The following is a 24,099-nucleotide window of genomic DNA, read 5'->3' on the forward strand; positions in this document are numbered from 1 at the left end:
GCTTGCGGCCCTTGATGTGGCGCAAATTGCCGGAGGGTCAAGTTAGCGGTTTGGCAGTGGAGCCTCACCGCTCGAGCAGATTTCGCGCCTGGGCCGCGATCTGCGCCAGCATCGCCGCGCCCACCGGCGGGCGGGCCTGCGCGCGGGCGACGAGCTTGCGGAACTGGGCGACACCGGCGGCGTTGCGCTCGGCCCACTCGGACACTGCGCCGCGCGGGTCGGTCTTGCCGCCGTCACCGCGCATCAGCCGCCGCAGGAACTCGATCCGCATCTGCTGGAAATCGCGCGCGAGGCCCGAGATCAGCAGCCGCTCCCACACGTCCGAAGGCGACATATGCGCCGCCGTGCCCTGCGCCCAGTCGAGCCCGAGCGCGGTGCCGATATCGGTGAAGGCGTGGGTGAGGAGGCGCGGCTCGATCCCGCCGCTGCGCGCGGCTTGCGCGAGGCCCACCGCGCCGTCGAAGTCGAACATCCCCGCGACCCGCGCCGCCAGCCCCTCGGGCGCGCCGACGCCGACGAAACCGTCGCGCAGCGCCTTGGAGCGGGCGCGGGGTTCCTCGGTGAGCAGCTCCTCGCGGCCCTGCACCAGCGCGGTGACGCCCTCGGAGAGATCGGCGATCATCCGCCCGGCCGCGACCTTGCCCGCAGCGGTGCGCAACACATCGCTCATCAGGTTGCCGACGGCTGCCGCGAGCCGGTCGAACAGCGCGAGGCGCGCGGTCTCGGGCATGGCGGCGCTCTCGAGATCGCGCCACAGCGCCTCGAGCCCGAACAGGTTCTCGGTCACCACGAAGGCCGCCGCGACCTCGGCAAGGCCGACGCCCTCTTCCTCGGCCAATTCAAACGGATGGACCATGCCCAGCCGGTTGACGATGCGGTTGGAGAGGCTCGTCGCGATCATCTCGCGCCGCAGCCGGTGGCCCTTGATCTCGGCGGCATAGGCCTTGCGCATCGCCGCCGGGAAGCGCGCGAGCAGCAGCGGTTCGAGCACGGGATCATCGGGCAGATCGCTCGCCTCGATCGCGGCCTGCAGCGCGAGCTTGCCCGAGGACAGCAGCACCGCGAGTTCGGGGCGGGTGAGGCCCTGCCCGTCGGCGGCGCGGCGGGTCAGCACCTCGCCATCGGCGAGGCCTTCGGTGCGTCGGTCGAAATCGCCGATGTCTTCCAGCCGCTCGATCAGCCGTACATAGGCCGGGATTGCTCCAGCCCCGCCGCTTTCGGCAATCGACAGCGCGAGCGCCTGCAACCGGTTGTCCTCCAGCACCAGCGCCGCGACATCGTCGGTCATCGCTGCGAGCAGCGTGTTGCGCTTCTTCTCGGTGAGCTTGCCGCTCTTGGTCGCCGCGGCCAGCGCGATCTTGATGTTGACCTCGTTGTCCGAGCAGTCAACGCCCGCCGAATTGTCGATGAAATCGGTGTTGATCCGCCCCCCTGCAAGCGAGAAGGCGATGCGCCCCGCCTGCGTGACGCCCAGGTTCGCCCCCTCGCCGATCACGCGCGCGCGGATCTCGGTCGCATCGACGCGCAACCCGTCATTCGCCGGGTCGCCGACCTGGATGTGGCTTTCCTGCGGGGCCTTCACATAGGTGCCGATCCCGCCGAACCACATGAGGTCGACCGGCGCCTTGAGGATCGCGGTAATGAGCGCCTCGGGCTCGATCTCCTTCGCGTCGATCCCGAGCACCTCGCGCGCCTGCTTGGAGAGCTTGATCGTCTTGGCTGAGCGCGGGAAAACCCCGCCGCCCTTGGAGATCAGCGACTTGTCGTAGTCGTCCCAGCTCGACCGCGTGAGCGCGAACATGCGGCTGCGCTCCTTCCAGCTGGCGAGCGGATCGGGCGCGGGGTCGATGAAGATGTGGCGGTGATCGAAGGCGGCGACCAGCTTCAGCGCCTTCGAGAGAAGCATCCCGTTGCCGAAGACGTCGCCCGACATATCGCCGCAGCCCGCGACGGTGACAGAGTCCTTCTGGACGTCGATCCCCATCTCGCGGAAGTGGCGCTGGACGCTCACCCATGCGCCGCGCGCGGTGATGCCCATCGCCTTGTGGTCGTAGCCGTTCGAGCCGCCGCTGGCGAAGGCGTCGTCGAGCCAGAAGTCGCGGCTTTGCGCGATCCCGTTGGCAATGTCGGAGAAGGTCGCGGTGCCCTTGTCGGCGGCGACCACGAAATAGGGGTCCTCGCCGTCGAGCGCGGTGACGCATTGGGGGTGCACCACCTTGCCTTCGACGATGTTGTCGGTGACCGAGAGCAGCGTGCGGATGAAGATTTCATAGGCCGCGCGGCCCTCGGCCGCCCAGCCTTCGCGGTCGAGGGCGGGCGAGGGGAGCTGCTTGGGATAGAACCCGCCCTTCGCGCCGGTGGGCACGATCACCGCGTTCTTGACCCGCTGGGCCTTCATCAGCCCGAGGATTTCGGTGCGGAAGTCGTCGCGCCGGTCGGACCATCTGAGGCCCCCGCGCGCGACCGCGCCCGAGCGCAAGTGGATGCCCTCCACACGGGCGCTGTAGACGAAGATCTCGCGCCACGGCAGCGGCTTGGGCAGGCCCGGCACCTTGGCGGATTCGAGCTTGAACGCCAGCGCCTCGGCAGCGGCAGGGGCGAAGGCGTTGGTGCGCAGCACCGCGTCGATCACCGCGCGGTAGAGCCTGAGCAGGCGGTCGTCGTTGATCGCGGTGACTTTGGCGAGGCCTCGCGTGAAGCTCCCTTGCGCGGCGGCGGCGGCCTCCTCGCGGTTGCCCTCGAAGGCCGGGTTGTGGCGCGCTTCGAACAGCTCGATCATCGCGCGCGTCACCTGCGGCGCGGCGGCGAGCGCGTCGACCACGGTGTAGATCGTGTAGGCGAGCCCCGTCTGGCGCAGGTAGCGATAGACCGCGCGCAGCCAGTTCGCCTCGCGCGGGGAAAGCCCGGCGGCGGGAACGAGGCGGTTGAAGGGATCGTCCTCCGCCGCGCCGTTCAGCACGTCTGCCAGCGCCGCCTCGATCGGCGCGGCGCGCTCGAGCAGCGCCCCCGCCTCGCGTCCGGCGGGCAGGGTCAGCAGGAATTCGTGGATCGAGCCGAGGCCCGCATCGGTGAGATAGGTCGGCACCTCGGCGAGCACGCGGAAGCCGAAATTCTCGAAGGCGGGCACCACGTCCGACAGCGCCAGCGCGCCGCGGGTGTGGTAGACCTTGAGCCGCAGCGTATCGGCCCCGTCACCCGCGAGGCGGTAGAGCCGCACCGCGCGCTCGGACGGGCGGGCGATGGGCGCGTCGGCCTCGGCGAGGGTAAGCCCGCGCAGCTTGGCGATGTCGCGCGCGGCTTCCTCGGGGCCGTAGGCGAGGCGGTAGCCGGTCGGGAAGGCCGGGGCATAGCGCGCGGCGAGCGCGGCGGCGCGGCCATCGTCCTCGTGTGCGGCGATGTGGCTCGCGACCGCCTCGTTCCAGCCGCGCAGCAGATCGGCGAGCTGGGCTTCGATCGCGGCATCATCGGGCAGCGAGGCGCAAGCGCGCACGTCGATCAGGAAGCGCAGCAGGGCGAGGGTCGAGCTCTCGATCTCGAGGCTCCAGTCGAGCAGCCTGGCGCCGGGGCTCGCCAGCAGCATCGCCTGGATCTGCAAGCGCACATCGGTGCTCATGTGATCGCGCGGCAGCCACACGAAGGCGAAGACATGGCGCTCCAGCGTCGCGCGGACCATGATGACGCGCGGGCGCGGGCGGTCGATCAGCGCCATCTTGGCGGTGACGAGATCGGCGACGCGGTCGGGATCGAAGGCGGTGAGGAGGTCGTTGGGGAGCGAGGTGAACGCGTGGACCAGCGCCTTGCCGTTGTGGCCCGAGGGGTCGAAGCCGAGGCGCTGCGTGATATCGGTCACCATCGCGCGCAGCACCGGCACTTCGCCCGGGCGCGCGTTCATCGCGGCGCTGGTCCACAGGCCTGCGTGGATCGAGAGCGCGGTGATTTTCCCGCCCTCGCGCACCGGCACGATGAACAGGTCGAGCGGGCTGGCGCGGTGGACGCGCGATTGCACGTTGCTCTTGATCGCCAGCATCGCCTTGGTCGTACCGTCCTTGTCGGCCGCGTCGAACCACTCGAAGGCGCGCTCGAACGAGATGTCGGCGAGCAGATCGGGCGAGGAGGCGCGGCAGATGCCGAGCCGCGCTTCGCTGGTGCCGTCACGCCGCCGGGTCATGTGGCCGAGCTGGGTCAGCATCCCGTCCTTGAGCCAGACGAGCAGCGCCCCCGCCTCGGCATCGCGCGCGGCGACGGCCTGCGCATCGGCAGCCATGGCGTCCTGCATCGCCGGCCAGTCGGCAACCGCAGCATGGACATCGCCGAGCGTGGTCTGGAGCGCCTCGAGCAGCTCGCGCCGCTGGCGGGCGTCGACGCGCGGGGTCTCGATATAGATGAGCGATTCGCGCGCGCCGGCCTTGCCGAGGCCGGTAATGGTGCCGTCGGCATCGCGCTCGACCGGGACCACCGGGTGCAGCAGCCGGTCGATCCCCACGCCTTGCGCGGCAATGGTCGCGGCGAGCGAATCGACGAGGAAGGGCTGGTCGTCGTTGATAATCGCGATGCGCAGATGGCGCCGCGCGCCGCTGGTCGATTCGAGCTGGACGATCGGCTGGCCCGGTTGGCGGGTAGCGGCGGCGGTCAGCAGCCACGTCGCGGCGTCATCGAGCACGGCCTTGTCCGCGCCCGCATCGCCGGGGAGCAGCGAGGCTTCCAGCTCGAGGCGCAGGGCCTTGATCAGCGCCTTCGAAGGCGCGGCGGCGGCGGCTTTCGACCCCATGACTGGCTCCTGTCCATCCTGCGTTCCGGCGCTTGCCTCAAAGCAATATTATTATGCCGGATTGTTTTTATCGTGTCTTGTCCGATACCCTTATTCCGTGGGGGCGCGCAAGCCGGATGATTGCCCAGAGCCGAAGGTATCAGGCGGCAACCATGGCGCGGCAGGCGTCGAGGGTCAGTTCGAGGCTGCGGATGCGGGCGTCCGGGTCATAGGTCGCGCCGCAAAGCATGATCTCGTCGGCACCGGTGCGCTTGACGAAAGCCTCGATGCCCTCGCGCACCTGCGCGGGCGTGCCGACCGCGGCAGCCTGCCCGATATGGGCGAGCATCGCTTGCGCGGTCGCGGGAAGGGTGTCGGTATAGGCTTCGACCGGCGGGGGCAGCTTGCCGGGATTGCCGGTGCGCAGCCGCACGAAGCTCTGCTGCTGCGAGGAGGCGAGCAGGCGCGCCTCGCCTTCGGCTTCGGCGGCAAAGACGTTCATCGCCACCATCACATGCGGGCGCGCGAGCGCCTCGGAAGGCTGGAAGTCGCGGCGGTAGACCGCCAGCGCTGCGTCGAGGTGATCGGGCGCGAAATGCGCCGCGAAGGCGTAAGGCAGGCCGAGCTTGGCGGCCAGTTGCGCGCCGAACAGGCTCGATCCGAGCATCCACAGCTCCACCTTGGCGCCAAGGCCGGGGGTGGCAGCAATCGGCAGCTCGATATCGCCCGTCAGCAGCGCGCGCAGCTCGACCACGTCCTGCGGGAAGTATTCGGCGGCCTGGTGGAGGTTCTTGCGCAAGGCGCGCTGCAATTCCGGCCCCGCCCCCGGCGCGCGGCCGAGCCCCAAGTCGATCCGCCCGGGGAACAGCGCGTCCAGCGTGCCGAATTGCTCGGCGATCTGGAACGGGGTGTGGTTGGGGAGCATGATCCCGCCCGATCCGATGCGGATGCGGCTCGTGGCGTTGCCCACGTGAGCGAGCACGACCGAGGTCGCCCCGCCCGCGATCCCGTCCATCGCGTGGTGCTCGGCGACCCAGAAGCGGTCGCACCCCAAGCCTTCCGCCGCGCGGGCGAGGTCGGTGGTGGCGGCGAAGGCTTCTTGCAGGGTGCCGCCCTCGCGCACCGGCACCAGATCGAGCACGGAGAAACGGGTCATGACGCGGGAGCCTCCTCGGATGCGGGCGCAGTCTCGCCCGCCGCGCCGATCTGCGCAAGGTAGTCCTTGGCGGTGGTCGCCGCCGGGCTGTCGGGGGCGAGCGCGAGCACCGACTCCCAGCTCTTGCGCGCCGCATCGTCGCGGCCCGCGAGCACGGCGATGACCCCGGCTTCGAGCGCGGTTTCGGGATTGGTGGGAGCGAGCGTCGCGGCGCGTTCGATCGCGGCCTGCGCCTCGGCAAGCTTGTCGAGACGCCGCAGCAGGGTGGCCTTGAGCAGCCAGCCCTCGGCGCGGTCGGGCGCGAGCGCGGTCGAATTCTCGAGCGCGGCGAGCGCTTCGTCGGTGCGGTCCAGCATCACCAGCGCGCGGGCGCGGTCGCTGGCGGCGATGGCTTCGAGCAGCGGGGCCCTGGCGGCTTGCGCGTCGCGTTCGGCCTGCGTCAGCAGCGCGAGCGCGCCCTCGGAATCCCCGCCGCCCAGCGCCGCCGCCCCTGCCAGCGCGCCGAAGCGGGCGCGGGCGCGGGGTTCGGCCTCGGGCGTCTCCTCGCGCGCGGCGGTGAAGGCGGCGCGGGCGTCGTCCCACATCCCCAGCTGCGCCGCCGCCGTGCCGAGGCAGTGGTTGGCGAGCACGCGGTCGGCCCCGGTGGTCTCGGCGCGGCGGATCTGCGCCATGGCGTGGGCGCGCGCCGGGTCTTCCTCGAGCGTGGAGAGGCATCCTGCGAGCCATGCGCTGACCGGATCGGGCTCCGCCTCGGCATCGGGCTGCACCTGTTCGCGGGGGGGCCGGTCGCGCACCAGCTCGTCACCCGGCATCGCGCCCCCAAGCGGATTGGGGCCGACTTGCAGGGCGAGCGCGAGGAGGAAGGGCACGTGTGGCTATCCGTAAAATTCGGCCACGATGGCCTTGAGCATGGCAATGTCGCTATCCCGCGACAGGCGGTGGTCGCCGTCCTCTACCAGCGTCACCTGAACGTCAGCCGACCGCAGCGCCGCCTTGAGACGGAGCGAGATGTCGAAGGGCACGTCCGGGTCCGCCTTGCCGTGGAGCAGCCGCACCGGACACGTCAGGTCGATCATCGATTCCAGCCGCAAGTGGCATTCGGCATCGGCGAAGAATTTCGCATGGGTGGGGGTGGGTTCGGGGCCGTAGGGGTTCTCTTCGAAAATGGTCTCGCCGCGCTCGAGAGCCGCGCGCTGCTCGGCGCTGTAGCCCCAGCGGGTGAAATCGGGCGCGGGGGCGATGCCGATCATCCCCGCCACCCGGTGCTTCAGATGCTCGGCGACCAGCAGCATCAGCCACCCGCCCATCGAGGAACCGGCCAGCAGCACCGGCCCGGTGACATAGCAGGCGACCAGCGCCAGCACCTCGTCACGCCAGGCCGAGAGCATCCCCTCGGCGAAGTCGCCGTCGCTCGCGCCGCAGCCCGAATAATCGAGCAGCAGGCAGGCGCGGCCCTGCGCCTCCGCCTCGGCGAAGAGGGCGGTCGCCTTGCTGCCGCTCATGTCGCTCATGTAACCGGGGAGGAAGACAAGACAGGGCCCGCGCCCGTGGGTATAGCGGAAGGCGACGCGGCGTCCGTCGTAGAGGGTGTGGTGCATGATCGCTGTCATGCGCGCTTCCATGCCCCGCGGCGGCGCGATTGTCACGCAAGCGAAACCGGAGAGGGGTAGCGCGCACACTATGCTCAAGACCGAACCCGCGGCCCAGCCCGCTGCCACCGCGCTCACCCGGCGCTCGCTGTTCACCCTTGCAGGCGCAGGCGCCGCGATGGCCGCCGCGCCCGCCGCCGCAAGCGGCTTCGGCACCGGCTTCACCCACTGCGTCGCGAGCGGCGAGCCGGCGGCGACTTCGGTGCTGCTGTGGGCCCGATATGTCGCGGGCGCGGACACGGTGCTGACGTGGCAGGTGAGCGAGACGGAGAATTTCTCGAAACCCGTCGCCGAGGGCAACGTCACCGCCTCCCCCGCGCGCGACTGGTGCGCCAAGGGCGTCGCCACCGGGCTCGCTCCCGACCGCTGGTATTTCTACCGCTTCCTCGCGCCCGATGGCACCGCGTCCCCCGTGGGCCGCACGCGCACGCTCCCCGAAGGCCCCTCGGCGAGCTTCCGCATGGCGGTGTTCTCCTGCTCGAACTTCGGCTTCGGCTGGTTCAACGCCTATGGCCACGCGGTGGAGGCGAACGACTGCGACCTCGCGGTCCACCTCGGCGACTACATCTACGAATATGCCAAGGGCAACTATCCCTCGGCAGCGCAGACCGCCGAGGGCCGCGTGCTCGCGCCCGAGAGCGAGATCGTCGCGCTGACCGATTACCGCCTGCGCTACGCCACCTACCGCGCCGACCCCGATCTCCAGCGCCTCCATCAGGTGCTGCCGATGATCGCGGTGTGGGACGACCACGAGAGCGCGAACGACTCGTGGAAGGACGGCGCGGAGAACCACCAGCCGGAAACCGAGGGCACCTGGGCAATGCGCAAGGCGGCGGCCAAGCAGGCCTATCGCGAGTGGCTCCCCGTGGCCGATACCGCCTATTCGACCTATCAGGTGGGTGATCTCGCCACCCTGTTCCGGATCGACACCCGGCTCGAGGGACGCGACGAGCAGTTCGAGCTCGAAAAGATCATGACCGGGGCCAAGGACCCGCAGGCGCTGATGGCGGCACTGGGCAAATTCAAGGACGGCGCTTGGGCCGCGCCTGATCGCCAGCTGCTGGGCGAGGCGCAGGAGGCATGGCTCGCCGAGGCGCTCGCCTCCTCGACCAGGTCGGGCACACAGTGGCAGGTGCTGCTCCAGCAGGTGCTGATGGGCAATCTCAAGACCCCGCGCGACCTGATGCGCGCAGCGGGCGACGGCGTCCCCGATTACGTGCGCCAGCGCCTCGAGGCTGCCGCCGCGGCGAGCGAGGCGGGGCTGCCCTCCAACATGGACGCGTGGGACGGCTACCCCGCCGCCCGCGCCCGCGTGTTCAAGGCCGCGCTCGAGGCCGATGCCAATCTCGTGGTGCTCGCGGGCGACACCCACAATGCCTGGGCCTTCGACCTCGCGCATGAAGGCACCCCAGTCGGCGTCGAGTTCGGCGGCAGTTCGGTCAGCTCGCCGGGGTTCGAGACCTACCTGACCTTCGTCAAGCCCGACACCCTCGCCGCGGCGCTGGTGGCGGAGAACGAACAGCTCAAATGGGCCGACACCGCGCAGCGCGGCTACATGACGGTCGAGCTGACCCCGGCCCGCGCGACCACCGAATACCGCTTCGTGGCGGGAGTGAAGCAGCGCTCGACACGGCTGGCGGGCACCAGGCGGATCACCACCGAGAAGGGCTCTGCCAAGCTGACCGTATAATCGATGCCCGCGCTGACGGATTGTTAAGCCTCTTCCGCCATTTACTGGACCCATCCATGTTCTGGAGGGTCACGCATGCGGTTTATTGCTATGGCGGCGGGCGCATCGGTGCTGGGCACCGGCGCCTATGTGGGCGGCGCTTTCGAGCGGGGCGAGTATTACGAGATCGCCCCTGTCGACGTCGAATCGCGGCTGGCGGGGATGAATTTCACCTCCGAACTCGGCGGCGGGAAGGGCGATTCCTCGATCCGCCTCGCGCTGCGCAGCCGCGGCCCGAGCCTGCTCCGCTGGGACCTGATGGTCGACGGCAAGCGCGCCGGCGAAGTGCGCGCCAACCTCTCCCCCGACGATGCCGGCACCCGCGTCAACGTGACCTTCAAGTTCGCCGAGGGCGACGCGATGCTCGGGCTCGAGGATGATCCGCTGGTCAACGACATCGCCCGCATCGCGATGGAGGAGAAGGTCGATTCCACCCTCGACGGCCGCGCCTTCGACAAGCGGCGGATGCAGGCCAAGATCGCCGGGATGATCGCTGCCAATCCGGGCAAGCTCGCCGCGATGCAGAAGTCGCTGCGCGACAATATCCAGCGCGAGATGGACGAGTTCGACCGCGTCGACCCGCGGGACTTCGAGGACCGCGAATACGGCGAACCGACCTCCTATGGCGAGCCGACTTCTTACGGGAAGCCCACGATGTCGACCAGGCCGCAACGCCCGACCGACTTCGAGGAGACCCACGCCGACGGCGGCTGGGGCAAGAACTAAGGTATTTGCGCGGGCGCGGGCACGGCGGCTTCGGCCGTCAGCCCCGCCCGCAGCGCCGTTTCGAAGGCTTCCGGCTGGTCGAACATGACGAAGTGGAAGGCATCCTCGATCACGGTCAGCCCGAAATCGGGCGTGCCCGCATAGGCGGTGCGGAACAGCGGCTCGACCCGCGCGCGCGGGGCGTAGGGGTTCGCCGCCGCGATCACCCGCACCGGGACCTTCACCTCGGCGAGGCGCGGGCGCATGTCGGTGGTCATCAACGCGTGGATCGCCGAGGCAAAGCTCGCGCGGTCGCTGGCGATGCTCCAGTCGGCCACCCGTCCCTGCCACGCCGGTGTCTTGACCAGCGACATCACCCCGCGCCGCTGGCTCTCGGCAAAGCTGTCGCGGTCCTGCGCGAGGAGGCCGATGCGCGTGTCCTCGGCGATGCGGCGGCTGCTCGCGACGGTGGCACCCGGGTTGTAGATCAGGGGGAAGAAGGGGAGCGAATCGACCACCACCACGCGGGTGATCCGGTCTGGGTGATCCGCGCCCAGCATCAGCCCGAGAAAGCCGCCGAGCGAATGGCCGGCATAGGCGGCGCGTTCGATCTTCTGGCAATCGAGGTGGCGGATGATCTCGGCCTCGGTGTTCTCGAGCACCCGTGCGGGATCGCCTTGCGACGGCCGCCCGGCGAACCCGGCGACATGGACGAGGTGCAGGCGGTAGTCCCTGGCGAGGCTCTCCTTGACGAGACTCCAGGTCTCCGGCGAGGAGCCGAGGCCGGGGACCAGCACCAGATCGGGGCCGGTGCCGGTGACTTCGAAGGGCGGGCAAGGCGCGTCTTCGGCATGGACGGAAGCGGGCAGCAGCAGCGCAGCAAAGGCGGCGAACAGAAGACGTTTCATTCGGGGGTTCCCTCTCTCAGGAAAATGGCTTCGATCGGCAGGCCGAACACGTCGGCAATGGTGAAGGCGAGCGGGAGCGAGGGGTCATAGCGGCCCTTCTCGATCGCATTGACGCTCTGGCGCGAGACGCCGAGGCGGTCGGCGAGGTCCTGCTGGCTCCAGCCGTGCTCGGCGCGCAGCACCCGCAGGCGGTTGTTCATTCCGCTTCCTCCAGCTCGTCCTCGGCGCAGTCCCGGCGCATGGCGAGGCCGTTGACCATGCCGCCCACGCCGAGCCCGACAAACCATAGGAACGCCGCCCCGAACCCGTGCGTGCCGGAGGGCACGACGTCGTAGTTCTGGAGGAACTCCCACACGGTCATGATGCTGAGGCAGAAGGCGGTGGCGAACAGCGACTGCCGCACCAGCATGTGGCGGATGTATTCGTCGGTCTCTTCCTCGAGGAGGCGGAAGATCGTCCAGAAGGTGCCGAGGATCGGCAGCGCGGGCAGCACCGCCGCACCCCACGCGAGCGCGCCCGTCGGCGGGGCGTGGCGGAACAGCCAGCCAACCGCGAAGATCAGGAACACGAAGAGCGTCATGCAGGTCGTGAGGCGGATCAAATAGCGCCGCATCGCCGGGGAGGGTTTGGTGGCCATGGCTCAGGCCTTGCGCGGGCCGCAGGCGGGGTCGCGGCGGATGATCCACGGCACCATCGCCAGCGGCGCGAACTGGGCGACCTGCTCGGGAATGATGTCGAACACCGCCAGCGCCGCCAGGGCGAGTAGGACAAATGCGAGGCAGAGCGCCTCCTGGATGCGGGTCATGGAAAGCTCCTTTTGCACAATGGCAAGGTCGCTTTACATCTGAGTCGTGCACCGTGTCAAGGAGGCTTTCCATTGACGCATCACGAAACCCCACCCCCGCATGAACTATGTCAACTTGCGCGTGACTTGCGGCTGTTGGAGACCTATGTCGGGGAGGATGGCCAAGCTGCTCGCCACCACCCGCACCACCACCACCCGGACTACCATCCGGGGGCGGCGGCGCGCGCGTTAAGCGAAGCAGCCCGCCGCCCGGATCGGGGCGGCGCGGTGTTCTCCCCCTTCCGGTAACTCTCGCAACACCGCTCTTCCGGTGCGCCGCGGCATGCCCTAAGGCGCGCTCAAACGACACGGATTTGCGACGATGACCGAACTGCTCAAGATCAGTCTCCCCGATGGCTCGGTGCGCGAAGTGCCGCAGGGCTCGACCCCCGCGGACATCGCCGCGGCGATCGGCCCGGGCCTTGCCAAGGCGGCGATCGCCGCGCGCGTCGACGGCGAGCTGCGCGATCTGACCCGGCCCTTCGATGGCGACGCCCAGCTCGCGCTCGTCACGGCCCGCGACGAAGCCGATGCGCTCGAACTGGCGCGGCACGATTATGCCCACGTGCTGGCCGAAGCGGTGCAATCGCTCTTCCCCGGCACCCAGATCACCTTCGGCCCGGCGACCGACGACGGCTTCTACTATGATGTGAAGGCCCCCGCCTCACGCGAGCCCTTCGGCATGGACGACCTCCCCGCCATCGAGGAGGAAATGCGCCGCATCATCCGCGCCGACAAGCCGCTGCGCCGCGAGGTGTGGAGCCGCGAGCAGCTCATCGCCAAGTGGGCGGGCGAGGGCGAGACCTTCAAGGCCGAATGGGCCGCCGAACTGCCCGAGGGCGAGGAACTCACCGTCTATTGGTCAGGCAACGACTGGCTCGACATGTGCCGCGGCCCGCACCTGCCCTCGACCGGCAAGCTCGATCCCGATGCCTTCAAGCTGATGCGCGTCGCCGGGGCATACTGGCGCGGCGACCAGAACAATGCGCAGCTCACCCGCATTTACGGCACCGGCTGGCTCAACAAGAAGCAATTGCAGGCCCACCTCACCCGGCTCGAGGAAGCCGCCAAGCGCGATCACCGCAAGCTCGGCCGCGAGATGGATCTGTTTCACTTGCAGGAAGAAGCCCACGGGAGCGTCTTCTGGCACCCCAAGGGCTACCGCATCTGGCGCGAGCTGGAATCCTATATGCGCCGCAAGATGGACGGCGGCGGCTATCGCGAGATCAAGACCCCGCAGCTGATGGACGTGCGCCAGTGGACCCAGTCGGGCCACTGGGGGAAATATGCGCAGAACATGTTCGCCGTCCCCGACATCGTGCCGGATGTGGATGAGGAGAGCGGCGTCGCCTCGCCCAAGGTGGCCGATGATGCCGCATGGATGGCGATCAAGCCGATGAACTGCCCGGCGCACGTGATGGTGTTCAAGCAGGGGATCACCTCCTACCGCGACCTACCCATTCGTCTGGGCGAAATGGGCTGCTGCCACCGCAACGAGCCTCACGGCGCGCTCCACGGGCTGATGCGCGTGCGCCAGTTCACGCAGGACGACGCGCACATCTTCTGCACGGAATCGCAGGTCGTGGCCGAGGTGCAGAGCTTCATCGCGCTTGCCGACAGCGTCTACCGCGACTTCGGCTTCACCTATGACATCAAGCTCGCCCTGCGCCCCGAAAAGCGCTTCGGCAGCGAGGCGGATTGGGACAAGGCCGAGCAGGAGCTGCGCGACGCGCTGACCGCCAACGGGCTCGAGTGGGAGGAACTCCCCGGCGAAGGCGCGTTCTATGCCCCCAAGCTCGAATGGCACCTCACCGATGCGATCGGGCGCACCTGGCAGGTCGGCACGATCCAGTCGGACCGGGTTTTGCCCGAGCGGCTGGATGCGCACTACATCGGCGAGGATGGCGAGAAGCACCGCCCGGTGATGCTCCACCGCGCGATCTTCGGCTCGTATGAGCGCTTCATCGGCATCCTGATCGAGCACTTTGCGGGCAAGCTCCCGACCTGGCTTGCCCCGGTGCAGGCGGTGGTGGCGACGATCGTGTCGGATGCGAATTCATGGGCGATGCACGTTGAGGAACGACTGAAGGAAGCTGGCATTCGTGTCGAAAGCGATCTTCGCAACGAGAAGATCAACTACAAGGTGCGCGAACACTCGCTCGCGAAGGTGCCGCATTTGCTTGTCGTCGGCGGTCGCGAATCCGAGGAAGGGACAGTGGCCATCCGCACGCTCGGCGAGACGGAGCAGCGCGTGATGAAGCTCGAAGACGCGGTGCTGATGCTGATGGCCGAGGGCACCCCGCCCGACATCGCCTGAGCAGGCGCGCTGTCATGCCGACCATGATCACCCTCTCGCTGCTGCTCAACATCGGCGTGCTGGTGCCGGTGACGGGGAGCATCATGGCGAACGCGGGATGGGTGGAGGCCGCCTACGGCCCGCCCTCACCGGCGCGCGGCATTCTGCTGGCGGTCTATCTGGCGATCCTTGCAGGGTCGGCGGCGCTGCTGTGGAAGCCGGTGCCGGCGATGGTCGCCGCGCTGCTGCTGGTGCAGATCGCCTACAAGCTGATGACCCCCTTCACCGTCGGCGCGCTCGGCAATCCGGTGGTGCTGAGCAACCTCGCAATCGCCGCCTTCCATGCAGTGACGGTGACGCTGATCTTCCAGCGCACCGCGACCTAGATGGAGGTCCTGGGGGGCTTTACCGCACTGCAAGTGGGCGTCGCGCTGGCGGCGGCGCTGGGGTCTGCCTTCGTGCGGGGCCTCACCGGGTTCGGCATGGCGATCCTGCTGGTGCCGGTGCTGGCACTGGCGCTCCCCCCGGTCGAGGCGGTGGTGCTGACCAATGCGCTCTCGCTGATGATCGGGGCGACCGAGATCCGCTCCCTCGTGCGCGACGCGGAGAAAAGCGCCTGGGTGATCGGCGCGCTGGTGGTGGTGACGACGCCGCTCGGGCTCTACGCGCTGTCGCTGACAGGGCGGGATGTGGCGCGCCTCGTCATCGCGCTGATCGCACTCTCCGCCTTTGTCGCCATCCTGCTCCCCCGCCGGGGAAGCGCGCAGCCGGGGCGCGGGGTGACGGGCTTCGTCGGGGCGCTGAGCGGGCTGATGACGGGCTATGCCGGGATGCCCGGGCCGCCGGTGGTGCCCTATTACGCGGGGCGCGATTTGCCGCGAGCGACCGCCAAGGCCTCGATGCAGCTGATCTTCACCATCGCCGCGACCACCGGCCTCGCGACCGCGACATGGCTCGGCATCCTGCGGCTCGAGCTGCTGCTCTTCGCGGTGCTGATCCTGCCGGTGATCATCCTCGGCAACCGGCTGGGAGCGCGGGTGTCGGGCACGATAAGCGATCCGGTCTGGCGCGCGATGGTCGGCGTGGTGCTGGGCGGGGCAGCGCTCGCGGCCTTCCTGCGTATCCTTTAGGACACCCAGCGCGCCGCGAGCACCGGCCCGCCGCCCGGCTGGCGCAGCACCAGCGCATAGCGGTCCGCTCCGGGAACCTTGAGCTGGCCGCCGGCCAGCGTCACGCTCGCCCTGCCGCCCGCCCACTCGGCGAGTTTGCGTTCCGAGCGCAGCACATTGGGATAGGTGACCGTGCGCCCGCCATTCTCGCCGCTGCCGATCCCGACCTCGACCTTGCGGGTGACGGCGACCAGCACCAGCTCCGCCGTGCCCGCACCGGTGCCCGAAAGCGCCACGGCATAGCCGCCGCTCGCGCCCGGGGTAACGCGGATCGCGGCGTCGCTCTTGCTGCCATATTGCTTGACGCTCGGCGCGACCTCGGAGCCGTGCGAGCCGACCAGCCCGTAGCTCCCGTTCACCACCAGCTGCGGGGTATAGACCCCGTTGCGGCCCGCAAGGCCCCGGCGCGCGTAATCCTGCTGGAGCGCGGTGTTGCTCTCCTTGCCGAGCGTGTCCTTCCACCCGAGCCGGTCCCAATAGGTCACGTTGCGCGAGATCACGACGAGATCGGGGTTGGCGCTGAGCTTCTCGGCCAGCGCATCGGCCGGCGGGCAGGAGGAGCAGCCCTGGCTGGTGAACAGCTCGAGCAGCACCGGCTCCCCCGCAACGGCGACCGTCGGGGCCTTCGCGGGTGCGGCGGAGGGCGCGCCCTGCGACAGGCCGAAGCTGGCGGCACCGAGCACGGCAACGACGCCGAGCGTGAGGAACAGGGGGCGGCTGAAGGTCATGGGGTCATCCTCGCACAGAAGTGTCGGGGATGCTTTCGCGTTCTACCGGCGTCCGGTTACGCGGCCGGAAAAATCAGAACGGAAGCGCGCGGCCCGCAAGGATCAGCGACAGCGCGCAGCCCAGCACGATCAGCTGGCGCGCGAGTTCCACCCCTTCGAGGCGGGTGGCAGCGGCAAGCGGAAGGGCGAGAGCGCGGTTCATGCTCCGCACACTCGGCCAAAATCCCTAACGAATCGTTAACTCGCGCCCCTCAGGCCGGCATCTGCTGGCTGGCGCAATGGAAGCCGCCGCCGCCTGCCAGCACCGCGTCGCCGGGGAGACCGATCGTGTCCCGGTCGGGGAACAGCGCGGCGATCGCGGCGACGCCGTCCGCGTCATGGGGGCTGCCGAAGGTCGGCACCACGACGAGGTGCGAGGTGATCGCGAAGTTGACGTAGCTGGCGGGCTCCACACGCCCCTCGCGCTCGATCCGCCCGGGCGAGGGGATGCGCACTACTTCGACCCCGAAGGCCTCGGCCCGCGCGGCGGCATCGGCATAGATCGCGGCGTTGGGATCGTCCTTGCCGGTGGGCTCCGGCACGACGAGGCGATTGGGGGCGACGAAGCGCGCGAGGTTGTCGACATGGCCGTCGGTGTGGTCGTTGATGAGGCCATCGCCCAGCCACAGCACGCAGGTGAAGCCGAGGTGTTCGGCGAGTTCCGCCTCGATATCCGCGCGGCCCATATGCGGATTGCGGTTGGGGTTGAGGAGGCACTGCTCGGTGGTCGCGACCAGCCCGGTGCCGTCGCCATCGACTGCGCCGCCCTCGAGGATCATCGGCGTATGCGTTACCGCGAGGCCCGCATCGCGGGCGAGCGCTTCGCCGATCTCCATGTCGCCCGGCATCAGATACTTGCCACCCCAGCCGTTGAAGCCGAAGCGCCGCGCGATCCGCTCCGCGCCGTCCTTCACCACCAGCGGGCCAGTGTCGCGCAGCCAGACATCGCCGTAGACCCGGCGCTCTAGCGTCACTTTACCGCTGACCAGCGCGCGGGCGCGGGCCTCGTTGGCCTCGTCGCGGACCAGCAGGCGCACCTGCTGGCCGCTCTCCGCCACCGCCGAGGCAAAGTCGGCCATCTGCTCCTGCGCGGGCTCGAGCCAGCCGGGCCACTCCTCGGCGAGGTGCGGGAAGCCGATCCACAGCCACTCCTGCGGGGCCCATTCAGGGGGCATGAGAGCAGTCATCGCGGTCAGCAGCCCTTCTCGGACGCCTTGCAGCTTTCGTCCCGGATGCCGCGGAATTCGTCGCCGTCGTTCCAATTCGGCCAGCTGCTGCTCATCGCCATCATCCGCCCCAAGCGATAGTAGAGTTGCAGATCGGTCATCACGCCCGACCAGTCCCAGCTCTCGTCGAACTCGTCCTTGGGGCCGTGATAGCGCTTTTCGGTGTAATCCGCCGCCGCGGCAGCCCCGGCCTCGCGCCCGCCGGTCACCAGGTCCTCGCCACCCTCGACATAGATCATCGGCACGCCGAGCTTGGCGAAGGCGAAGTGGTCCGAGCGGTAGTAGTAGCCCGCCTCGGGCTTGGCATCGGGGGTCGCCACGCGCCCGGCGGCCTTGAGCGCCGTGTCGAGGAAGGCATCGAGCTGCGACTTGCCGCCGCCGATCACGGTGACGTCCTTCGCCGGGCCCGCCATCGAGAGCGCGTCCATGTTCACTCCGCCCACGGTCTGCGCGAGCGGAAACACGGGGTTCTGGGCGTAGTAGGTCGCGCCGAGCAGCCCCGATTCCTCCGCCGTCACCGCGAGAAACACGAGGCTGCGGCGCGGCGCGCCCGCCTTGGCGTGGGCCTCGGCGAGCGCGACCAAGGCGGCGGTGCCGGTGGCGTTGTCGACCGCGCCGTTGCAGATGTCGTCGCCATCGGGCGCGGGGGTGCAGCGCCCGAGGTGGTCCCAATGCGCGGTGTGGAGCACATATTCGTCCGGCTTTTCCGAGCCCGGAAGAATGCCGATAACGTTGTGCGACAGGAAGCTGCGCACATCGTTCCGGAAGCTGGTCGAAAGCTTCATGCCGAGCGGTACAGCCTTGAACCCCTTGGCCTGCGCCGCCTTGGTCAGCGCGTCGAGATCCTGCCCCGCCGCCTTCAGAACCGCGCGCGCCGCATCCTCGGTCACCCAGCCGTTCATCTGGGTCAGCGGCCCCGCGTCCTTGCCCCGCTGCGCATAGGCCTGCGGGCCGCTCCACGAGGACTGCACCACGTTCCAGCCATAGGCGGCAGGCGCGGTCTGGTGGACGATCAGCGCGCCCGCCGCGCCCTGACGCGCGGCCTCTTCATACTTGTAGGTCCAGCGCCCGTAATAGGTCATCGCCTTGCCGCCAAACGGCCCTTCGAGGCCCGCCGTCTGCCAGTCCGGGTCGTTGACGAGGATCACCACCGTCTTGCCCTTCACGTCGAGGCCCGCGTAGTCGTTCCAGCCCTTCTCGGGGGCGTTGATGCCGTAGCCGACGAAGACCAGCTCGCTGTCCTTGAGGGTCGTCTGGGCCTCCTCGCGATAGGTCGCGCCGACCCAGTCCTTGCCGTATTCGAAGCTGAAGCCTGCGCCCTTTCCGGTGATGCCGAGGGGAGCGAAGTCCTTGCCGGTGATCTCGACCAGCGGGACTTCCTGCACCCAAGAATCCCCGTTGCCCGGCTGGAGCCCTGCCGCCTTGAAGCGCTCGGTGAGGAAGGCGATGGTCTTCTCCTCCCCCGCGCTGCCGGGCGCGCGGCCCTCGAAGGCGTCGCTGGAAAGCGCGCGGGTGACGTCCTTCATCGTCCCTTCCGCGATCTGGCCGGGCTCCACTTCCGGAATGTCGAGCGCGGCGCTCGCACCGCCGAGGGCAGGCATCCCCTCGCAGGCCGAAAGCGCAAGCGCTGCTGCGGCGAGGACTCCGAGGGCGGGGTGGCGGATGGTCATGGCAAGCTCTCCCGTAAGACGCGCATCCCTTCGCAGAGCGGCGCGGCGCGTGCAAGCAACACGCCCTCAAGTAGCGGAGCGGTAGGGCGACAAAGACTCCTCCCTTGCGGGCAAAGCCGCGCGGGGCCAGAGAGGCGCGCGATGGGAGAGAACATCACCCCCGACTGGGACGGCGCCCTCGACCGCGCCCGCGCCCACGCGCCGTTTCTGGCGCGGGCGCTCGATCGCCAGCCGGAACTTGCCGCGCTGCTGGCCGCAGGCGATGGCACGGGCGCGCTGGCGTGGGCGCGCGCGCAGGGCGATAACCCCGACACCGAGGTCGCCCTGCGCCGCGAACGCCTCGCGCTCGCCGCCGCGCTGGCGGTGGGCGATCTGGCGGGGGCCTTCCCGCTCGTGGCTGTGGTGGGCGAACTCACCGGTTTCGCCGACCGCGCGCTCGACCGCGCGATCCGCACCGCGATCTTCGAGCGCACCGATCAGGACAGCGCCGAGGGCTTCATCGCCCTCGCGCTCGGCAAGCAGGGGGCGGGCGAGCTCAACTACTCCTCCGACATCGACCCGATCCTGCTGTTCGACCGTGACCGCCTCCCCCGCCGCGCAAGCGACGATCCGGGCGAGGCGGCGCAGCGCTATGCCCGGCGGGTGGTTGCCCTGCTCTCCGCCAACACCGCCGATGGCTATGCGCTGCGGGTCGACCTCAGGCTCAGACCTGCAAGCGAGGTCAGCCCGCTCTGCGTGCCGCTGGGCGCGGCGCTGACGCATTATCAGGGGGCGGCGCTCGCGTGGGAGCGCGCCGCTTTCACCCGCGCGCGGGCGGCGGCGGGGGACATCGCGGCGGGCGAGGCCTTCCTCGACGAGATCCGGCCCTTCGTGTGGCGCGGCCAGCTCGATTTCGGCGCGATCGAGGAGATCAGCGCGCTCACCCACCGCATCCGCGACAGCGGCAAGGGCCCGCCCGCCCCCGGCCCCGGCTTCGACCTCAAGCGCGGGCGCGGGGGGATCCGCGAGATCGAGTTCTACGCCCAGACCCACCAGCTGATCCACGGCGGGCGCGATGCCTCGCTGCGGGTCAGGGGCACGCGCGCCGGGCTCGACGCGCTGGCGGCGGCGGGGTGGATCGCGCCGGAGAACGCGCAGGTCCTCGGCGAGGCCTATGACCGGCTGCGGCAGATCGAGCACCGCTTGCAGATGGTCCACGACCGCCAGACCCACGCGCTGCCCGAAGGCGAGGCGCTCGATAATGTCGCGCGGCTCGATGGCCTGCCGGACGGTGCGGCGCTGGTGGCGGAGCTCACCGAACTCACGGCACGCACCGCGCGCATCTACGAGGAACTGATCGGCCGTGCCGACCCCGCCCCCGTCGCGGTCGCCATGCCCGCCAGCGCGCTCGCCGGACAGCTTGCGGCGTGGGGCCTTGCCGAGCCCGAGGTGCTGGCCGAGCGGATCGAGAGCTGGCGCGACGGGCGCCACGCCGCGATCCGCTCGCCGCAGGCGGTCGAGGCGTGGGATCGGCTCGCCCCCGCGCTGCTCGAGGCCATCGCCCGCAGCGACGATCCGCTGCGCGCGATCACCCGCTGGGAGCGGATCATCGAGAGCGTGCCGTCGGCGATTACCACCTTCCGCCTGCTCGCCGCGCGCCCCGACCTGATCGAGCGGCTGGTCGCCGCCCTGACCCTCGCGCCGGTGCTGTCGGACGAGCTAGCAAGGAAGCCCGAACTGCTCGACACCCTGATCGATCGCGACGCGCTCGACCTGCCCGGCGAGACGCCGGCGATCATGGCCCGGATGCAGGGCGCGGCGGCGCGCGACGACTACGAGGCGCTGCTCGACGCGATCCGCATCGTCACCGGCGAGATCCGCTTCGCATTGGGCATCCAGCTGATCGAGGGGCTTGCCGACCCCCTCGCCATCGCCCGCGCCCTGTCACGCACCGCCGAAGCCGCGCTGCAACTGGCGGCGCAGGCGACGGTGGAGGAATTCGCCACCAAGCACGGGCGGATTGCCGGAAGCGAATTGCTGATCCTCGGGCTCGGACGGCTGGGCGGCGGCGCGCTGACCCATGCGAGCGATCTCGACATCGTCTACCTCTTCACCGGCGATTTCGCCGCGCAGTCGGACGGCGCGCGGCCCTTGGGCGGCACGATCTACTACAACCGCCTCGCCAGCCGGGTGAGCGCCGCGCTTTCGGTGCCGACCGCGCAGGGGGCGCTCTACGAGGTCGACACGCGCCTCAGGCCGCAGGGCAATCAGGGGCCGCTCGCGGTCAGCTGCGAGGCCTTCGGCAAATACCAGCGCGAGGCGGCGTGGACGTGGGAGCACATGGCCCTCGCCCGCGCGCGGGTGCTCTACGGCTCGGACGCGGCGCGCGCGCAGCTCGAGGCGGTGCTGGCCGAGGTGCTCCACGCGCGGCGCGACACCGATGCGCTGCGCGAGGCCGTGCTGGGGATGCGCGCCGAGATGGCGAAGCACAAGCGGCCGACCGGCCCGGTCGACGCCAAGCTCGCGCGCGGGGGCCTCGTCGATATCGAGTTCCTGGTGCACTACCTCCAGCTCAAGGGCGAGACGGCGGACGGGCGCCCCCTCGCCGAAGCCGCCGCGCAGGCGCTCTCTCCCGACCTCGAACAGGCGCTTGCCGGCCTCGCGGCGGCGGGGCTGGTGCCTGCGGACCTTGCCGAGCCCCACGGGCTGATGAGCCGGATGCTGGTCGCCAGCCGCCTGCTCGCCCCCGATGGCAGCACCCCCCCGCCGAGCGGCGCGCGCGCGCTGGCGCGGGCCTGCGGGTTCGATTCCTATGCAGGCCTTGAGGGGGCCTTCGCCGCCGCGCGGCTCAGGGTTGCCGAGGTGTGGAAACAAATTCTGGGCACAGACATTCTCGCTACCGAACAGGAGAACCCCGCATGAGCAACTTCCCCGGCGTCGGCGACGCCATCCCCGATATCGCGATGGAAACCCCCGAGGGCGGGAGCGTGAAGCCCTCGGACTTCGCCGGCTCCAAGCTGGTGATCTTCTTCTACCCCAAGGACGACACCCCGGGCTGCACCACCGAGAACAAGGATTTCTCCGCGCTGAAGGACCAGTTCGAGGCGGCGGGCACCAAGCTCCTCGGCGTCTCCAAGGACCCGGCCAAGAAGCACGCCAAGTTCATCGCCAAGCACGGCCTCACCGCCCCGCTGGCGACCGATGCGGAGGAAGGCGGCCTCAGCGACGCGCTCGGCGTGTGGGCGGAGAAGCAGATGTACGGGAAGACCTACATGGGCATGGTCCGCGCGACCTACCTCGTCGGCGCCGACGGCAAGATCGCGCAGATCTGGGACAAGGTGAAGGTCGCCGGCCACGCCGAGGAAGTGCTGGCGGCTGCCAGGGCCCTCTGACACCCGCATGACCACCATCGCCCGCGCCATCCGCGCCGCGCTGCTGACGCCTGAGCCGCGGGCCAAGTGCTTCGCCACGCGGGCGCTGGTGCGCGCGTGGCGGCGCGGGGAGTTGGCGTGGGACTTCGACGTGGCGATGCCCGATCAGCCCGCCTGGCCCGATGCGCCCGAACTGCTGCCCCCCGGCCGGATGCCCAAGCGCCGCAAGGCCGGGAGCGAGCGCGGGCGGATCGCGCTGTGGCACTCCCTCGCGCATATCGAGTTCGTCGCGATCGACCTCGCGCTCGACATGGCGGGGCGATTCGGCGGGGCGATGGGCCGGGAATTCGTCAGCGACTTCCTCGATGTCGCCGCCGACGAGGCGATGCACTTCGCGCTGCTGGCGCGGAAGCTCGAATCGCTCGGCAGCCACTACGGCGCGCTCCCCGCCCACGCCGGGCTGTGGGAGGCCGCCCATGCCACCCGCCACGATGTCGCCGCCCGGCTCGCCGTGGTGCCGATGGTGCTCGAGGCGCGCGGGCTCGACGTCACGCCGGCGACCCTTGAGCGGGTGCGGACGGCGGGCGACGCGCACGGCGCAAAAATTCTCACAAGGATACTTGACGACGAAATCCGCCATGTCGCGGCAGGCACCAAGCACTTTCTGCATTGTGCCGAAACGGCGCAGAAGGAACCCGAATCCTACTGGCAAGAACTCGTAAAACGGCACTTCAGGGGCATCGTTAAGCCACCGTTCAACGACTCGGCGCGTCTTGCAGCCGGTTTGTCGCGCGAATTTTACGCCGCGATTGCCTATTAACGATCTGCCCGGATAACCAAGTTCCAGCGAAAGGCGCGCGATCGACGTGCCGGAACATTCCTACGGTCTGACCCCAAAAAGGCGGGCCGCAATCGGGACCGGGTCTTACATATGATTTTTGCCTTCCGCGGAGCGCTGAAGCTGGTTGCAACAACCGCTTGCGCTGTTCTGGTTACCGCCGCCGCGCCGGCCATGGCCAACACCAATTCGGCCGCCTCGACCACTTCCACCACCGCCAGCGCGGATGTCGTCCAGCCGCTGCGCGATGCCGGTGAGCTCCCCGAGATCGGCGACACCCGCTTCAAGTCGCTGTTCAGCACCATTCTCGAGACCGAGCGCAACACGCCGACGATCGGCGCGGTCGAAGCTCCCCTCGCCTTCTCCTCGCCCATTCCGCAGCGCGGCATCTCGGTGCCCTCGCGCATGCCGCTCGAAGGCGCAGCGCTGACCAGCGGCTTCGGGATGCGCACCCACCCGGTGCTCGGCGGCCGCCGCCAGCACACCGGCATCGATCTCGCCGCGCCCACCGGCACCCCGGTCTACGCCACCGCCGACGGCATCGTCAGCCGCGCCGACTGGTATTCGAGCTACGGCCTCTACATCAGCGTCGAGCACGGCGCCTCGATGCAGACCCGCTACGCCCACCTCTCGCGCCTTGCGGTCGCGGCCGGGGACAGCGTGAAGAAGGGCGACCTCATCGGCTATGTCGGTTCGACCGGCCGTTCGACCGGCCCGCACCTTCATTACGAAGTTCGCGTGGAGGGTCTTGCAGTCAATCCGATTCCGTATATGGTGGAGAGCGAAGCACAGCTGGCCTACGCCCGCGATGCACGCCTCACCGGCGCTGGCGGCGAATAACCGCCCCGCTGCAAGGCACCAGGGATTGCCCGTGAAACGGGCCGGACATTGGAGAGGGTGTCCGAACATGGGCGGCGGGTTATCCCGCCGCCTTTTTTTGTCTCTTGGCCACCCCGCCACCGCCCGCCAAGGGGGGTGACGCGCCTTTTAGGTAGCACTTCACATACTCTTTTCCCTTGCGAGCGTTCCCGCGCCCGCTAGATTT

The 24,099-nt window shown here is 69.5% G+C and carries 21 protein-coding genes; 9 read left to right on the forward strand and 12 right to left on the reverse strand.

Annotation, left to right across the window (positions count from 1 at the left end; all coding sequences use genetic code 11):
* Positions 1–64 precede the first annotated feature (64 nt).
* The 4 genes from PFX90_RS10200 to PFX90_RS10215 form a co-directional block, all read right to left on the reverse strand.
* Positions 65–4,768, reverse strand: a complete 4,704-nt coding sequence (locus PFX90_RS10200; protein ID WP_285712326.1) for an NAD-glutamate dehydrogenase — start codon at positions 4,766–4,768, stop codon at positions 65–67.
* 139 nt (positions 4,769–4,907) lie between these two features.
* Positions 4,908–5,903, reverse strand: a complete 996-nt coding sequence (locus tag PFX90_RS10205) for an LLM class flavin-dependent oxidoreductase (protein ID WP_285712327.1) — start codon at positions 5,901–5,903, stop codon at positions 4,908–4,910.
* The gene (locus tag PFX90_RS10210) at positions 5,900–6,772 is read right to left on the reverse strand and encodes a tetratricopeptide repeat protein (protein WP_285712329.1); all 873 of its coding nucleotides are present in this window, start codon (positions 6,770–6,772) and stop codon (positions 5,900–5,902) included. Before PFX90_RS10210 ends, PFX90_RS10205 begins: the two co-directional genes overlap by 4 nt.
* A 6-nt stretch (positions 6,773–6,778) precedes the next feature.
* Entirely contained in the window at positions 6,779–7,513 is a 735-nt protein-coding gene (locus PFX90_RS10215; RefSeq protein ID WP_285712330.1) for an alpha/beta hydrolase, read from the reverse strand.
* Between the two features lie 70 nt (positions 7,514–7,583).
* On the opposite strand from PFX90_RS10215, the gene PFX90_RS10220 reads away from it, so the two are divergent.
* Both PFX90_RS10220 and PFX90_RS10225 read left to right on the forward strand, forming a co-directional pair.
* Positions 7,584–9,242, forward strand: coding sequence for an alkaline phosphatase D family protein (locus tag PFX90_RS10220; protein ID WP_285712331.1), 1,659 nt, complete (start codon positions 7,584–7,586; stop codon positions 9,240–9,242).
* Positions 9,243–9,317: 75 nt separating this feature from the next.
* Positions 9,318–10,007 (forward strand): hypothetical protein, encoded by a 690-nt coding sequence (locus PFX90_RS10225; protein ID WP_285712332.1) that lies wholly within the window; start codon positions 9,318–9,320, stop codon positions 10,005–10,007.
* On the opposite strand, the gene PFX90_RS10230 is transcribed toward PFX90_RS10225, so the two are convergent.
* The 4 genes from PFX90_RS10230 to PFX90_RS10245 are packed head-to-tail and all read right to left on the reverse strand — an operon-like array spanning position 10,004 to position 11,699.
* The gene (locus PFX90_RS10230; RefSeq protein WP_285712333.1) at positions 10,004–10,894 is read right to left on the reverse strand and encodes an alpha/beta fold hydrolase; all 891 of its coding nucleotides are present in this window, start codon (positions 10,892–10,894) and stop codon (positions 10,004–10,006) included. The two genes, PFX90_RS10225 and PFX90_RS10230, sit on opposite strands and share 4 nt — an antisense overlap.
* Complete coding sequence (locus tag PFX90_RS10235) at positions 10,891–11,094, reverse strand: helix-turn-helix transcriptional regulator (protein ID WP_285712334.1); 204 nt, start codon at positions 11,092–11,094, stop codon at positions 10,891–10,893. The genes PFX90_RS10230 and PFX90_RS10235 overlap by 4 nt, the downstream gene beginning before the upstream one ends.
* Positions 11,091–11,531, reverse strand: a complete 441-nt coding sequence (locus tag PFX90_RS10240) for a hypothetical protein (protein ID WP_285712336.1) — start codon at positions 11,529–11,531, stop codon at positions 11,091–11,093. The genes PFX90_RS10235 and PFX90_RS10240 overlap by 4 nt, the downstream gene beginning before the upstream one ends.
* Before the next feature lie 3 nt (positions 11,532–11,534).
* Complete coding sequence (locus PFX90_RS10245) at positions 11,535–11,699, reverse strand: hypothetical protein (RefSeq protein ID WP_285712337.1); 165 nt, start codon at positions 11,697–11,699, stop codon at positions 11,535–11,537.
* 361 nt (positions 11,700–12,060) lie between these two features.
* Between PFX90_RS10245 and thrS the strand changes: the two genes are divergently transcribed.
* From thrS to PFX90_RS10260, 3 genes are read left to right on the forward strand one after another with little or no spacing between them, the layout of a single operon-like run.
* A complete protein-coding gene (gene thrS / locus PFX90_RS10250; protein WP_285712338.1) occupies positions 12,061–14,055 on the forward strand; it encodes a threonine--tRNA ligase in 1,995 nt (664 codons plus the stop codon).
* A gap of 14 nt (positions 14,056–14,069) precedes the next feature.
* Entirely contained in the window at positions 14,070–14,420 is a 351-nt protein-coding gene (locus PFX90_RS10255) for a hypothetical protein (RefSeq protein ID WP_285712339.1), read from the forward strand.
* Positions 14,421–15,164: a TSUP family transporter gene (locus PFX90_RS10260; protein WP_285712340.1), complete on the forward strand. Its 744-nt coding sequence runs from the start codon at positions 14,421–14,423 to the stop codon at positions 15,162–15,164.
* Here PFX90_RS10260 and PFX90_RS10265 read toward each other — a convergent pair.
* From PFX90_RS10265 to PFX90_RS10280, 4 genes are all read right to left on the reverse strand, one after another.
* Positions 15,161–15,931, reverse strand: a complete 771-nt coding sequence (locus PFX90_RS10265) for a DUF1223 domain-containing protein (RefSeq protein ID WP_285712341.1) — start codon at positions 15,929–15,931, stop codon at positions 15,161–15,163. The two genes, PFX90_RS10260 and PFX90_RS10265, sit on opposite strands and share 4 nt — an antisense overlap.
* A gap of 73 nt (positions 15,932–16,004) precedes the next feature.
* Positions 16,005–16,133, reverse strand: coding sequence for a hypothetical protein (locus PFX90_RS10270; RefSeq protein WP_285712343.1), 129 nt, complete (start codon positions 16,131–16,133; stop codon positions 16,005–16,007).
* 49 nt (positions 16,134–16,182) lie between these two features.
* On the reverse strand, positions 16,183–17,157 hold the full coding sequence (locus tag PFX90_RS10275) for an agmatine deiminase family protein (RefSeq protein WP_285712344.1): 975 nt from the start codon (positions 17,155–17,157) through the stop codon (positions 16,183–16,185).
* Positions 17,158–17,162: 5 nt separating this feature from the next.
* Entirely contained in the window at positions 17,163–18,866 is a 1,704-nt protein-coding gene (locus PFX90_RS10280) for a M28 family metallopeptidase (protein ID WP_285712345.1), read from the reverse strand.
* Positions 18,867–19,007: 141 nt separating this feature from the next.
* Here PFX90_RS10280 and glnE point away from each other — a divergent pair, with 141 nt between their 5' ends.
* The 4 genes from glnE (at position 19,008) to PFX90_RS10300 (ending at position 23,894) form a co-directional block, all read left to right on the forward strand.
* A complete protein-coding gene (gene glnE / locus PFX90_RS10285; protein WP_285712347.1) occupies positions 19,008–21,767 on the forward strand; it encodes a bifunctional [glutamate--ammonia ligase]-adenylyl-L-tyrosine phosphorylase/[glutamate--ammonia-ligase] adenylyltransferase in 2,760 nt (919 codons plus the stop codon).
* Positions 21,764–22,237: a peroxiredoxin gene (locus PFX90_RS10290; protein WP_285712348.1), complete on the forward strand. Its 474-nt coding sequence runs from the start codon at positions 21,764–21,766 to the stop codon at positions 22,235–22,237. Before glnE ends, PFX90_RS10290 begins: the two co-directional genes overlap by 4 nt.
* A 7-nt stretch (positions 22,238–22,244) precedes the next feature.
* On the forward strand, positions 22,245–23,036 hold the full coding sequence (locus PFX90_RS10295) for a ferritin-like domain-containing protein (RefSeq protein WP_285712349.1): 792 nt from the start codon (positions 22,245–22,247) through the stop codon (positions 23,034–23,036).
* 192 nt (positions 23,037–23,228) lie between these two features.
* Complete coding sequence (locus PFX90_RS10300) at positions 23,229–23,894, forward strand: M23 family metallopeptidase (protein WP_336426493.1); 666 nt, start codon at positions 23,229–23,231, stop codon at positions 23,892–23,894.
* Positions 23,895–24,099 lie beyond the last annotated feature (205 nt).

The sequence above is a fragment of the Erythrobacter oryzae genome (genome assembly GCF_030271515.1).
In the GTDB taxonomy this organism is placed as follows: domain Bacteria; phylum Pseudomonadota; class Alphaproteobacteria; order Sphingomonadales; family Sphingomonadaceae; genus Erythrobacter; species Erythrobacter oryzae.

Excerpts from the sequence above, each read along its gene's own strand:
- PFX90_RS10200 (WP_285712326.1), bottom strand. The coding sequence starts at position 4,768 with ATGGGGTCGAAAGCCGCCGCCGCCGCGCCTTCGAAGGCGCTGATCAAG.
- PFX90_RS10205 (WP_285712327.1), bottom strand. The coding sequence starts at position 5,903 with ATGACCCGTTTCTCCGTGCTCGATCTGGTGCCGGTGCGCGAGGGCGGC.
- PFX90_RS10215 (WP_285712330.1), bottom strand. The coding sequence starts at position 7,513 with ATGACAGCGATCATGCACCACACCCTCTACGACGGACGCCGCGTCGCC.
- PFX90_RS10220 (WP_285712331.1), top strand. The coding sequence starts at position 7,584 with ATGCTCAAGACCGAACCCGCGGCCCAGCCCGCTGCCACCGCGCTCACC.
- PFX90_RS10225 (WP_285712332.1), top strand. The coding sequence starts at position 9,318 with ATGCGGTTTATTGCTATGGCGGCGGGCGCATCGGTGCTGGGCACCGGC.
- PFX90_RS10230 (WP_285712333.1), bottom strand. The coding sequence starts at position 10,894 with ATGAAACGTCTTCTGTTCGCCGCCTTTGCTGCGCTGCTGCTGCCCGCT.
- PFX90_RS10235 (WP_285712334.1), bottom strand. The coding sequence starts at position 11,094 with ATGAACAACCGCCTGCGGGTGCTGCGCGCCGAGCACGGCTGGAGCCAG.
- PFX90_RS10240 (WP_285712336.1), bottom strand. The coding sequence starts at position 11,531 with ATGGCCACCAAACCCTCCCCGGCGATGCGGCGCTATTTGATCCGCCTC.
- PFX90_RS10245 (WP_285712337.1), bottom strand. The coding sequence starts at position 11,699 with ATGACCCGCATCCAGGAGGCGCTCTGCCTCGCATTTGTCCTACTCGCC.
- thrS (WP_285712338.1), top strand. The coding sequence starts at position 12,061 with ATGACCGAACTGCTCAAGATCAGTCTCCCCGATGGCTCGGTGCGCGAA.
- PFX90_RS10255 (WP_285712339.1), top strand. The coding sequence starts at position 14,070 with ATGCCGACCATGATCACCCTCTCGCTGCTGCTCAACATCGGCGTGCTG.
- PFX90_RS10260 (WP_285712340.1), top strand. The coding sequence starts at position 14,421 with ATGGAGGTCCTGGGGGGCTTTACCGCACTGCAAGTGGGCGTCGCGCTG.
- PFX90_RS10265 (WP_285712341.1), bottom strand. The coding sequence starts at position 15,931 with ATGACCTTCAGCCGCCCCCTGTTCCTCACGCTCGGCGTCGTTGCCGTG.
- PFX90_RS10270 (WP_285712343.1), bottom strand. The coding sequence starts at position 16,133 with ATGAACCGCGCTCTCGCCCTTCCGCTTGCCGCTGCCACCCGCCTCGAA.
- PFX90_RS10275 (WP_285712344.1), bottom strand. The coding sequence starts at position 17,157 with ATGACTGCTCTCATGCCCCCTGAATGGGCCCCGCAGGAGTGGCTGTGG.
- PFX90_RS10280 (WP_285712345.1), bottom strand. The coding sequence starts at position 18,866 with ATGACCATCCGCCACCCCGCCCTCGGAGTCCTCGCCGCAGCAGCGCTT.
- glnE (WP_285712347.1), top strand. The coding sequence starts at position 19,008 with ATGGGAGAGAACATCACCCCCGACTGGGACGGCGCCCTCGACCGCGCC.
- PFX90_RS10290 (WP_285712348.1), top strand. The coding sequence starts at position 21,764 with ATGAGCAACTTCCCCGGCGTCGGCGACGCCATCCCCGATATCGCGATG.
- PFX90_RS10295 (WP_285712349.1), top strand. The coding sequence starts at position 22,245 with ATGACCACCATCGCCCGCGCCATCCGCGCCGCGCTGCTGACGCCTGAG.
- PFX90_RS10300 (WP_336426493.1), top strand. The coding sequence starts at position 23,229 with ATGGCCAACACCAATTCGGCCGCCTCGACCACTTCCACCACCGCCAGC.